Origin of the sequence: Streptomyces sp. B3I8 (genome assembly GCF_030816915.1) — a bacterium.
Taxonomy (GTDB): Bacteria; Actinomycetota; Actinomycetes; order Streptomycetales; family Streptomycetaceae; genus Streptomyces.
Genome location: NZ_JAUSYN010000002.1, coordinates 1,430,414 through 1,442,475 on the forward strand (window position 1 = coordinate 1,430,414; position 12,062 = coordinate 1,442,475).

Annotated in this window: 8 protein-coding genes; 7 read left to right on the plus strand and 1 reads right to left on the minus strand. The window is 74.2% G+C overall.

The annotated features are described in order from the left end of the window. The first annotated feature begins 82 nt into the window (after positions 1–82). Genes QFZ64_RS08665 through cobI form a run of 7 tightly spaced genes read left to right on the plus strand, consistent with a single transcriptional unit; the run spans position 83 to position 11,212 of the window. Entirely contained in the window at positions 83–1,087 is a 1,005-nt protein-coding gene (locus QFZ64_RS08665) for a cobalamin biosynthesis protein (protein WP_307064027.1), read from the plus strand. Continuing rightward, positions 1,084–2,679: a cobyric acid synthase gene (locus QFZ64_RS08670; protein WP_307064029.1), complete on the plus strand. Its 1,596-nt coding sequence runs from the start codon at positions 1,084–1,086 to the stop codon at positions 2,677–2,679. Before QFZ64_RS08665 ends, QFZ64_RS08670 begins: the two co-directional genes overlap by 4 nt. Further along, on the plus strand, positions 2,676–6,341 hold the full coding sequence (gene cobN / locus QFZ64_RS08675) for a cobaltochelatase subunit CobN (RefSeq protein ID WP_307064031.1): 3,666 nt from the start codon (positions 2,676–2,678) through the stop codon (positions 6,339–6,341). Before QFZ64_RS08670 ends, cobN begins: the two co-directional genes overlap by 4 nt. Then, positions 6,338–8,410, plus strand: a complete 2,073-nt coding sequence (locus tag QFZ64_RS08680; protein WP_307064033.1) for a putative cobaltochelatase — start codon at positions 6,338–6,340, stop codon at positions 8,408–8,410. Before cobN ends, QFZ64_RS08680 begins: the two co-directional genes overlap by 4 nt. Beyond that, a complete protein-coding gene (gene cobO / locus QFZ64_RS08685; RefSeq protein ID WP_307064035.1) occupies positions 8,410–9,018 on the plus strand; it encodes a cob(I)yrinic acid a,c-diamide adenosyltransferase in 609 nt (202 codons plus the stop codon). Before QFZ64_RS08680 ends, cobO begins: the two co-directional genes overlap by 1 nt. Further along, the gene (locus QFZ64_RS08690) at positions 9,012–10,475 is read left to right on the plus strand and encodes a cobyrinate a,c-diamide synthase (RefSeq protein WP_307064037.1); all 1,464 of its coding nucleotides are present in this window, start codon (positions 9,012–9,014) and stop codon (positions 10,473–10,475) included. The genes cobO and QFZ64_RS08690 overlap by 7 nt, the downstream gene beginning before the upstream one ends. Continuing rightward, positions 10,472–11,212, plus strand: a complete 741-nt coding sequence (cobI, locus tag QFZ64_RS08695) for a precorrin-2 C(20)-methyltransferase (RefSeq protein WP_307064039.1) — start codon at positions 10,472–10,474, stop codon at positions 11,210–11,212. Before QFZ64_RS08690 ends, cobI begins: the two co-directional genes overlap by 4 nt. A gap of 29 nt (positions 11,213–11,241) precedes the next feature. Here cobI and QFZ64_RS08700 read toward each other — a convergent pair whose 3' ends face one another. Then, positions 11,242–11,970, minus strand: coding sequence for a ZIP family metal transporter (locus tag QFZ64_RS08700; protein ID WP_307064041.1), 729 nt, complete (start codon positions 11,968–11,970; stop codon positions 11,242–11,244). Between the last annotated feature and the right edge of the window lie 92 nt (positions 11,971–12,062).

The window sequence follows — 12,062 nt, forward strand, 5'->3', positions numbered from 1 at the left end:
GAGTGAGGACACTTCGCCATGCGCGGCTGCCGACCGAGGTTCATCAGCGACACCCTGACCGATCCCACGGCCGGTTGACCCCGTGGGTGCCGAACGCCTCTACGCGTACGGCGCCACTGCCGGCCTCCTCGGCGACCTGCTCCTCGGCGATCCGCGCCGCGGGCATCCCGTCGCCGTGTTCGGGCGGGCCGCGGCAGCCGTGGAGCGTGCGCTGTGGCGTGATCACCGAGGCCGGGGCGCGCTGCACACCCTGGTGTGCGCCGGTGGCGCCACCGCGCTCGGAGCCCTCGCCGCGCGCGCCGTACGCCGCTCCCCCGTCGCCTCCGTCGCCCTGACCGCGACCGCCACCTGGGCCGTCGTCGGCGGCACTTCGCTCGTGCGGGAGGCGCGGGCGGTGGGGCGGGCGCTGGAGGCCGGTGACGTGGACGCCGCCCGGGCGCGGCTGCCGCACCTGTGCGGGCGCGACCCGCAGGCGCTGGACGCCGACGGAATCGCGCGGGCCGTCGTCGAGTCCGTCGCCGAGAACACCTCCGACGCCGTCGTGGGCGCCCTCGTATGGGGTGCCGTCGCCGGTGTGCCGGGACTGCTCGGCTTCCGGGCCGTCAACACGCTGGACGCCATGGTCGGTCACCGTTCCCCCCGTCATCTGCGGTACGGGTGGGCCTCCGCGCGGCTGGACGACCTGGCCGGTGCACCGGGGGCGCGGCTCACCGCCGTCCTCGCGGCCGTCGCCGGTCCGGACCCCCGGGGTGCGGTACGGGCCTGGCGGGCGGACGCGGGCCGGCATCCGAGCCCCAACGCCGGTCCCGTCGAGGCCTCCTTCGCGGGGGCGCTCGGGGTGCGGCTGGGCGGCACGTTGTCGTACGGAGGGCGCGTGGAGCACCGTCCGCTGCTCAATGGCGCCGGGCGCGCCGTGCGGGTGGCGGACATCGAGCGTGCGGCGCGGCTCTCGCGGCGCGTGAACTGGCTCGCGCTGGGCGTGTGCGCGGGCGTGCGGCTCGCGTTCGGGAGCCGCAGCCGCCGGGCGAACGCAAGCGCGAACACAGGCGCGCACACGAGGGCGACGGCGAAGGGGCGTACATCATGAGCGGCGGTACCGACCGTCGGACCGGTGGCGGGCTGCTCGTCGCCGGGACCACCTCCGACGCCGGGAAGAGCGTCGTCACCGCCGGGATCTGCCGGTGGCTGGCGCGGCGCGGCGTCAAGGTCGCGCCGTTCAAGGCGCAGAACATGTCCCTCAACTCGTTCGTCACGCGTGAGGGCGCCGAGATCGGGCGGGCGCAGGCCATGCAGGCCCAGGCCTGCCGGATCGAGCCGACCGCGCTGATGAACCCCGTGCTGCTCAAGCCGGGCGGCGAGCGGAGCAGCCAGGTGGTGCTGCTCGGCCGGCCGGTCGGCGAGATGAGCGCCCGCGGCTACCACGGCGGGCGGCAGCGGGAGTTGCTCGGCACCGTGCTCGACTCCCTGGCCGAGCTGCGCGCCACGTACGACGCGGTGATCTGCGAGGGCGCGGGCAGCCCGGCCGAGATCAATCTGCGCCGGACCGACATCGTCAACATGGGGATCGCGCGGAACGCGAGGCTCCCCGTGGTCGTCGTCGGCGACATCGACCGGGGCGGGGTCTTCGCCTCCTTCTTCGGCACCGTCGCCCTGCTCTCCCGCGCGGACCAGGAGCTGGTCGCCGGGTTCCTCGTCAACAAGTTCCGGGGCGACGTCTCGCTGCTCGAACCCGGCCTCGACATGCTGCACGGACTCACCGGCCGGTCCACGTACGGCGTGCTCCCGTTCCGGCACGGCCTCGGCATCGACGAGGAGGACGGAATGGGGGTCCCCCCTGCTCGAACGAAGTTGAGAGCTTGGGGGAGGGTCTCGTCGCGCGGGACCGTCCGGGAGTCGAACACCGCGCCGCCGGTCGGCGAGGACGTGCTGCGGGTCGCCGTGTGCGCGCTCCCGCTGATGTCCAACTTCACGGACGTCGACGCGCTCGCCGCCGAACCCGGTGTCGTCGTGCGGTTCGTGGACCGGCCGGAGGAGCTGGCCGACGCCGACCTCGTCGTCGTGCCCGGCACGCGCGGCACCGTCCGGGCTCTGGAGTGGCTGCGGGCGCGGGGGCTCGCCGACGCGCTGTGCCGCCGGGCCGCCGAGGGGCGGCCGGTCCTCGGGATCTGCGGCGGCTACCAGATCCTCGGCGAGTACATCGAGGACGAGGTCGAGTCGCGCGCCGGACGGGTGGACGGCCTCGGACTGCTGCCCGTACGGGTCCGGTTCGCCCGCGAGAAGACCCTCGCCCGGCCCGTCGGCGAGGCCCTCGGTGAGCCCGTCGAGGGGTACGAGATCCACCACGGGGTCGCCGAGGTCACCGGCGGGGAGACGTTCATCCGCACCGCCGGGGGCCTCGACCCGGACGGCTGCCGGGTCGGGGCGGTCCGGGGCACGCACTGGCACGGCTCGCTGGAGTCGGACGGTTTCCGGCGCGCCTTCCTGCGCGAGGTGGCCGCCGCCGCGGGCCGCCGCTTCGTCCCCGCCCCCGACACGTCGTTCGCCGCGCTGCGCGAGGAGCAGCTCGACCGGCTCGGCGACCTGATCGAACAGCACGCGGACACGGACGCGCTGTGGCGGCTCATCGAGTCCGGCGCGCCGCAAGGACTGCCCTTCATCCCACCGGGAGCGCCCGCATGAGCACAGTGTTGTTGTTGTCGACCGCCGACACGGACCTGCTGGCGGCCCGGGCCGCCACCGGTGCCGGCTACCGGATCGGCAACCCCACCCGCGTGGACGTCGCCGAGGAGCTGCCCGCGCTGCTCGACGGCGCCGACCTCGCCGTCGTACGGCTGCTGGGCGGCAAGCGGGCGTGGGAGGACGGGCTGGCCGCGCTGAAGGCGTCCGGCGTGCCGACCGTGCTGCTCGGCGGGGAGAGCGTGCCGGACGCCGAGCTGATGGCCGAGTCGTCGGTGCCGGCGGGCGTGGTGGCCGAGGCCCTGCGCTATCTGGTCGAGGGCGGCCCCGACAACCTCACCCAGCTCGCCCGGTTCCTGTCGGACACCGTGCTGCTGACCGGCGAGGGCTTCGAGGAGCCGCGGAAGATGCCCGAGTACGGCGTGCACGGCGCCCGCGCCCGCGTACCGGGCCGGCCGACCGTCGGCGTGCTCTTCTACCGCGCCCACGAACTCAGCGGCAACACCGGCTTCGTGGACACCCTGTGCGACGCGATCGAGGCGCGCGGCGCCAACGCGCTGCCGGTGTACTGCGGTTCGCTGCGCGGCGCGGACCCCGGCCTGTACGAGCTGCTGGCGGGGGCCGACGCGCTCGTCGCCACCGTGCTGGCCGCCGGCGGCACCCACGCCTCGCAGGCGTCGGCGGGCGGCGAGGAGGAGGCGTGGGACGTCGGGGCGCTGGCCGAGCTGAACGTGCCCGTGCTGCAGGGGCTGTGCCTGACCTCCTCGCGCGCCCAGTGGGAGGCGTCCGACGCCGCGCTGTCCCCGATGGACGCGGCGATGCAGGTCGCCATCCCCGAGTTCGACGGCCGGCTGGTCACCGTCCCCTTCTCCTTCAAGGAACAGCTCGACGACGACGGGGCCGGGGTCCCGGTGTACGTCGCCGACCCCGAGCGGGCCGCGCGGGTCGCCGGGATCGCCGTGCGGCACGCGGCGCTCGGGCACAAGCCGAACGCCGAGAAGAGGATCGCGCTCGTCTTCACCGCCTACCCCACCAAGCACTCCCGGGTCGGCAACGCCGTCGGCCTGGACACGCCCGCCTCGGCGGTACGGGTGCTGGACGCGCTGCGCGAGGCGGGGTACGGGGTGCACGGATACCCGTCCGGCGGCGACGAGTTGATCCACCGGCTCATCGAGGCAGGCGGCCACGACGTGGAGTGGCTGACCGAGGACCAGCTCGCCGCCGCCCCCGCACGGGTGCCGCTCGCCGACTACCGGGAGTGGTTCGACACGCTCGACCCCGAGCTGCGCGGCGGCATGCTCCAGGCGTGGGGCGAGCCGCCGGGCTCCCTGTACGTGGACGGCGACGACATCGTGCTCGCGTCGCTGCGGTTCGGGAACGTCGTGGTCATGATCCAGCCGCCGCGCGGCTTCGGCGAGAACCCCATCGCGATCTACCACGACCCCGACATGCCGCCGTCCCACCACTACCTCGCCGCCTACCGATGGCTGGAGAACAGTTTCGGCGCCGACGCGATCGTCCACATGGGCAAGCACGGCACGATGGAGTGGCTGCCCGGCAAGGGGCTCGGGCTGAGCGCCGGCTGCGCGCCGGACGCCGTGCTCGGCGACCTGCCGCTGATCTACCCGTTCATCGTCAACGACCCCGGCGAGGGCACCCAGGCCAAACGGCGCGGGCACGCGACGGTGGTCGACCACCTGGTGCCGCCGATGGCGCGGGCCGACACCTACGGCGACCTGGCGAAACTGGAACAACTCCTCGACGAGTACGCGCTGGTGAGCGATCTCGACCCGACGAAGGCCCCGGCCGTGCGGGCGCAGATCTGGACGCTGGTCAAGGCCGCCGAGCTCCACCACGACCTGCACGTGGACGACCAGCCCGACGACGCCGAGTTCGACTCGTTCGTCATGCACATCGACGGCTATCTGTGCGAGATCAAGGATGTGCAGATCCGCGACGGCCTGCACATCCTGGGCGGCGGCCCGGTCGGTGAGCCGCGCGTCAACCTGGTGCTCGCGGTACTGCGCGCCTCGCAGGTGTGGGGCGGCCGGGCGAACGCGCTGCCGGGTCTGCGGGCCTGCCTCGCCGCCCATTTCGGGCTGGTGGAGAAGGAGTTGCTGGCCGAACCGGGCGCCGGGGTCAAGATTCCGGTGGAGCTGACCGGCCTGGTGGACGGTCCCGCCCGTACCGCGTCCGACGCGATCGACCTGCTCGAGCAGCTCTGCCGCCGCCTCGCCGAGGGCATGGAGGCGCGCGACTGGGCGGCCGACGCGGGCGACGCCCTCGTACGCGAGGTCCTGGGCACCGAACTCCTCGAGGCGGCGGCGGTGTTGCGGTTCGCCTGCGAGGAGGTGGTGCCCCGGCTGGCCCGTACGACGGACGAGATCGGGCACATCCTGCTCGCCCTGGACGGCGGTTACGTCCCGGCGGGCCCCTCCGGCTCGCCCACGCGCGGCCTGGTCAACGTCCTGCCGACCGGCCGGAACTTCTACTCCGTCGACCCCAAGGCGATCCCGTCCCGGCTGAGCTGGGAGGTCGGGCAGTCGCTGGCGGACTCGCTGGTGCAGCGGTATCTCACCGACACCGGTGAGTACCCGAAGTCCGTCGGGCTGACGGTGTGGGGCACCTCCGCGATGCGCACCCAGGGCGACGACATCGCCGAGATCCTCGCGCTGCTGGGCTGCCGCCCGGTGTGGGACGACGCGTCGCGCCGGGTGACCGGCTTCGAGGTGCTCCCCCCGAAGGAGCTGGGCCGGCCGCGCATCGACGTCACGGTCCGCATCTCCGGCTTCTTCCGGGACGCGTTCCCGCACGTGGTGGGGTTGATCGACGACGCCGTACGGGCGGTGGCGGAGCTGGACGAGCCGGCCGACGCCAACTTCGTGAAGGCGCACGCCGACGAGGACACCGCCGCGCACGGCGACCGCCGCCGGGCCACGTCCCGCATCTTCGGCTCCAAGCCCGGCGCGTACGGCGCGGGCCTGCTGCCGCTCATCGACGCCCGCAACTGGCGCTCCGACGCCGACCTCGCCGAGGTGTACGCGGTGTGGGGCGGCTACGCGTACGGGCGCGGCCTGGACGGACGGGCGGCGCGCGGTGACATGGAGACGGCGTTCCGGCGGATCGCGGTGGCGGCGAAGAACGTGGACACGAGGGAACACGATCTCGTCGACGCCGACGACTACTTCCAGTACCACGGCGGCATGGTCGCCATGGTCCGGCACCTGACGGGCGAGAGCCCCGAGGCGTACGTGGGCGACTCGGCCACGCCGGACCAGGTGAAGACGCGGACGCTGGGCGAGGAGACGCACCGGGTGTTCCGGGCGCGGGTGGTCAACCCGCGCTGGATGGCGGCCATGCGGCGGCACGGCTACAAGGGTGCTTTCGAGATGGCCGCGACGGTGGACTACCTGTTCGGGTACGACGCCACGGCGGGCGTGGTCGACGACTGGATGTACGAGAAGTTGTCGGCCGAGTACGTCTTCGACGCCGAGAACCAGGACTTCATGCGGAAGTCCAACCCCTGGGCGCTGCGCGGCATCACCGAACGCCTGCTGGAGGCGGCGGAGCGCGGGCTGTGGGCGGAGCCGGACGCGGAGACGCTGGAGCGGCTGCGCGCCACCTATCTGGAACTCGAAGGCGATCTGGAGGGCGACGAGAAGTGAGTACCCCCTTTCCGTTCACGGCCGTTGTCGGCCAGGACGACCTGCGGCTCGCGCTGCTGCTGAACGCCGTGTCCCCGGCGGTCGGCGGGGTGTTGGTGCGCGGCGAGAAGGGCACCGCCAAGAGCACCGCCGTACGGGCACTGTCGGCGCTGTTGCCCGCCGTGGACGTCGTCTCCGGGTGCCGGTTCTCGTGCGATCCGGCCGCGCCGGATCCCGCGTGCCCGGACGGGCCGCACGAGGGCGGGGCCTTCGAGTCCCGCGCGGCTCGCATGGTGGAGCTGCCGGTCGGAGCCTCGGAGGACCGGCTGGTGGGTGCGCTCGACATCGAGCGGGCGCTCGCGGAAGGCGTGAAGGCGTTCGAACCGGGGCTGCTCGCCGACGCGCACCGGGGAATCCTGTACGTCGACGAGGTGAACCTGCTCCATGACCACCTCGTGGACCTGTTGCTGGACGCCGCCGCGATGGGTGCCTCGTACGTCGAGCGCGAGGGTGTCTCCGTACGGCATGCCTCGAAGTTCCTGCTCGTCGGCACCATGAACCCCGAAGAGGGGGAACTGAGGCCGCAGTTGCTCGACCGCTTCGGCCTCACCGTCGAGGTCGCCGCGTCCCGCGAGCCGGATCAGCGCGTGGAGGTCGTACGGCGGCGGCTCGCCTACGACGACGATCCCGCCGGGTTCGCCGTGCGGTGGGCCGAGGAGGAGGCCGCCGTACGGCAACGGATCGTCGCCGCGCGGGAGTTGCTGCCCTCGGTGCGGCTGGGCGACGGGGCGCTGCGGCAGATCGCGGCGACGTGCGCGGCGTTCGAGGTGGACGGCATGCGTGCCGACATCGTGATGGCACGGACGGCGACCGCGCTGGCGGCCTGGGCCGGCCGGACGGTCGTACTCGCGGAGGACGTGCGCCAGGCCGCACTGCTGGCGCTCCCCCACCGGCGCCGTCGCAACCCGTTCGACGCGCCCGGACTCGACGAGGACAAGCTCGACGAGACGCTGGAGGAGTGCGGCGGGTCGGACGAGGGCAGCGGCGACGGCGGTGAGGGAGGCGGCGACCCCGATCCGGACGACGACGGGCCCGGCGGTGGCGGCGGGCAGCCGTCCCCCGAGGACGGCGGCCCCGGGGGCGGGGACACCGCCGCGCGGCCCGAGGCGGGCGAGGGCGGCGAGCCGCAGCCGTCCGGTGCGGGCGCCGGTGAGCAATCGCCGGTGCGGGCCGCCGAGCCGTTCCGTACGAAGGTGCTCAGCGTGCCCGGCCTCGGTGAGGGTGCCGCCGGGCGGCGCTCTCGGGCGCGGACCGAGCACGGGCGGACGACGGGCGCCCGGCGCCCCCGGGGCGCCCTGACCAAGCTGCACCTGGCGGCGACGGTGCAGGCCGCCGCACCGCATCAGCGGGCGCGGGGGCGCAGCGGGCCCGGGCTCGTGGTGCGCCGGGACGATCTGCGGCAGGCGACCCGCGAGGGGCGTGAGGGCAACCTCGTGCTGTTCGTCGTCGACGCCTCCGGGTCGATGGCGGCGCGGCAGCGGATGAGTGCCGTGAAGGGTGCGGTGGTCTCGCTGCTGCTCGACGCCTATCAGCGGCGGGACAAGGTGGGGCTCGTGACCTTCCGGGGTTCGTCCGCCGAGGTGGCCCTGCCACCGACCTCCTCCGTGGACGCGGCGGCGGCCCGGCTGGAGTCGCTGCCGACGGGCGGGCGCACCCCGCTGGCGGCCGGGCTGCTCAGGGCGCACGAGGTGCTGCGGGTGGAGCGGCTGCGGGATCCCGCGCGGCGGGCGCTGGTCGTGGTGGTGACGGACGGCCGGGCCACCGGCGGTCCCGATCCGGTCGCGCTGGCCTCGCGGGCGGCGGGGCTGTTCGCCGCCGAGGGGACCGCGTCCGTGGTCGTGGACTGCGAGTCGGGTCCGGTACGGCTCGGGCTGGCGGGGCGGCTCGCCGGTGAACTGGGCGGTACGGCGGTGACGCTGGACGAGCTGCGGGCGGACTCGATCGCCGGGCTGGTGCGGGACGTGCAGGGCGCACAGGGCGCGCACGATGCGCAGAGGACACGGCGGACGACACAGCGGAGGGCCGCGTAATGCCGCAGGGACAGCCGAGTGTGGTGCCGGACGACGGCCTGACGACCCGTCAGCGACGCAACCGTCCGCTGGTGGTCGTCCACACGGGCGTGGGAAAGGGCAAGTCGACCGCCGCGTTCGGGCTGGCGCTGCGCGCCTGGAACCAGGGGTGGCCGATCGGGGTGTTCCAGTTCGTCAAGTCGGCGAAGTGGAAGGTCGGCGAGGAGAACGCGCTGCGGGTGCTGGGGGCGTCCGGCGAGGGCGGCTCGGTGGCCTGGCACAAGATGGGCGAGGGGTGGTCCTGGGTCCAGCGGGGCCTGCAGGGCGACAACGCGACCAACGAGGAGAAGGCGCGGGAGGGCTGGGAGCAGGTCAAGCGCGACCTGGCCGCCGAGACGTACAAGCTGTACGTGCTCGACGAGTTCGCGTACCCGATGCACTGGGGGTGGGTCGACACCGACGAGGTGGTCGACGTGCTGCGGCACCGGCCCGGCACCCAGCATGTCGTGATCACCGGGCGGAACGCGCCGGAGAAGCTCGTGGACTTCGCGGACCTGGTGACCGACATGTCGAAGGTGAAGCACCCGATGGACGCCGGCCAGAAGGGCCAGAGGGGCATCGAGTGGTGACGTCGTCGTCCACCGTGCTGCCCCGGCTGGTCGTCGCCGCGCCGGCCTCCGGCAGTGGCAAGACCACCGTGGCGACGGGGCTGATGGCCGCGCTCACCGCGCGGGGGCTGGCCGTGTCGCCGCACAAGGTGGGGCCGGACTACATCGACCCCGGCTACCACGCGCTCGCCACGGGACGGGTGGGGCGGAATCTCGACGCGTACCTGTGCGGGCCGGAGCTGGTGGCTCCGCTGTTCCTGCACGGGGCGCGGGGGTGCGACATCGCGGTCGTCGAGGGCGTGATGGGGCTGTTCGACGGGGCGGCGGGCGAGGGTGAGCTGGGGTCCACGGCGCAGGTGGCGAAGCTGCTGGGGGCGCCGGTGGTGCTGGTCGTGGACGCGTCGGCGCAGTCGCGGTCGGTGGCGGCGCTGGTGCACGGGTTCGTGACGTGGGATCCGGAGGTGCGGGTCGGGGGTGTGATCCTCAACAAGGTCGCGTCGGAGCGGCACGAGGCGTTGTTGCGGGAGGCGTTGGAGTCGGTGGGGGTGCCGGTGCTGGGGGTGTTGCGGCGGGCGCCGCAGGTGGATGTGCCGTCGCGGCATCTGGGGTTGGTGCCGGTCGCCGAGCGGCGGGCTTCGGCGGTGGAGGGCGTTGCCGCGATGGCGGCGCAGGTGGCCGAGGGGTGTGATCTGGAGGCGCTGGTGGGGTTGGCGCGGGGGGCCGGTGCGGTGTCGGGTGCGGCGTGGGACGCGGCCGAGGCCGTGCGGGTCCCGCCCTCGCCGCCCCTTGTCGGGGGCGCGGGGAACCGCGCGAGCGACCACGCACTGCTCACGCCCGCCGACGCACCGGAACGCCCCGAGCCGGAAGGCGCGCCTCCCGTCGTCGCCCTCGCCTCCGGGGCCGCGTTCACGTTCTCCTACGCCGAGCATGCCGAACTGCTCGCCGCCGCCGGGGCGGAGGTCGTGGCGTTCGATCCGTTGCGGGACGAACGGCTTCCCGACCGCACCGCCGGGCTCGTCGTCGGCGGCGGCTTCCCGGAGGTGTACGCCGCCGAGCTGTCCGCGAACGAGCCGCTGCGCAAGGCCGTGGGCGAGTTCGCGCGGGGCGGCGGGCCCGTCGCCGCCGAGTGTGCCGGGCTGCTGTACCTGTGCCGGGAGCTGGACGGGCTGCCGATGTGCGGCGTACTGGACGCCTCCGCGCGGATGTCCGAGCGGCTCACCCTCGGCTACCGGGACGCCGTCGCCGTGACCGACAGCTCCCTCGCCCTCGCCGGCACCCGCATGCGCGGGCACGAGTTCCACCGGACCGTCGTCGAGCCCGGGGCGGACCCGGAAGCCCCCGCCTGGGGCCTCCGCGGCACCGGGCGCCGGCTGGAGGGGTTCGTACGGCGCGGTGCGCACGCCAGTTATCTGCACACGCACTGGGCCGCCGCGCCGGGTGTCGCCCACAGGTTCGTCGAGAGGTGCCGGACGTCATGAACAGCAGGCTGATCGGGGTCGGGGTGGGTCCCGGCGACCCCGAGCTGGTGACCGTCAAGGGCGTGGGCGCGCTGCGCGCCGCGGACGTGGTCGTCGTACCGGTGATGGACAGCGGTGAGCGCGGGCGGGCCGAGGCGACGGTGCTGCACTACGTGTCCGCCGAGAAGGTCGTACGGGTGGTGTTCGCGCTGAACGAGCGGACGGACCGGGCGCGGCGCGAGGCCGCGTGGGACGTGGCCGGTGAGCGGGTCGCCGCGCTGCTGCGCGCGCACCCGGGCGGGTCGGTCGCGTTCGCCACGATCGGCGACCCGAACGTGTACTCGACGTTCACGTATCTCGCGCACACGGTCGCCGCGCTCGTGCCGGGGACGGTGGTGGAGACGGTGCCCGGGATCACCGCCATGCAGGACCTGGCGGCCCGCTCCGGTGCCGTGCTGACCGAGGGCACCGAGCCGCTGACGCTGGTCCCGGTGACCGCCGGGGCGGCGGTGCTGAAGGAGGCGCTGGACGGTCCCGGCACGGTCGTCGCCTACAAGTTCGGGCGGCAGGCGGGCGAGGTCGCCGACGCGCTGCGCGAGACGGGGCGGCTGGCGGACGCGGTGTGGGGCTCGGCGCTGGGGCTGCCGGAGGAGTCGATCCGCCCGGCCGCCGAGCTGACGGGCGACGGCCCGCTCCCCTACCTGTCGACCCTGATCGCGCCCGCCCGCCGCGACGGCACCCGGGGCGGCAAGCTGTGACCACCCTCGTGGGGCGGCGTGCGCGGTGCTCAGCCCGCCAGACCCACCACCAGCCAGATGAAGCCCACGCCCGCGACCGTGCACAGCAGGGTCGAGCGGGCGGGGTGGACGTGATGTGCCTCGGGGAGGATCTCGGCGGCGGCGAGATAGAGCAGTACGCCGCCGAAGAGGCCGAGGTAGCCGCCGAGCGCCTGTTCCGGGATGGTGACGAAGAGCGTGGAGGCCGCGCCGACCATCGGGGCGACGGCGTCCGCGAAGAGCATGGTCAGCGCCTTGCGGCGGGCGTTCCCGTACAGGCTGGTGAGCGTGTAGGTGTTGAAGCCGTCGGCGAAGTCGTGGGCGACGACGGCGAGGGCGACGGCGGTACCCATGCCGCCGCCGACCTGGAAGGCGGCGCCGATCGCGACACCGTCCATCGCGCTGTGTCCGACCATCGCCGCGGCGGCCGTCAGGCCCACCTCGGGAGCCCGATGGTTGTGCTCGTCGGCGCCGTGGGAGGCACGGCGGGCGGCGAGCAGCCGTTCGACCAGGTGGGCCAGGAGGAAGCCGCCGACGAACAGCAGCAGGGCCTCGGGGACGCCGAGCACGTCCTCGCCGGCGGCCTCCAATGCCTCGGGGAGCAGGTCGAGGCCGACCACGCCGAGCATCAGGCCGCCGGCCAGGCCCAGGACCAGGTGGCGGCGGTCGGTCACGTGTTGTGCCGTCCAGCCGCCGGCCAGCGTCATCAGGAACGCGCCGAGCGCGACGAGTACCGCCATGGGCCCTTGCTATCCGATCAACCCCTGTTCGCGCACATCCGGCCACCGCGCCACCCCCGCACACCATGACATTCCGCAGCACATCGACCACC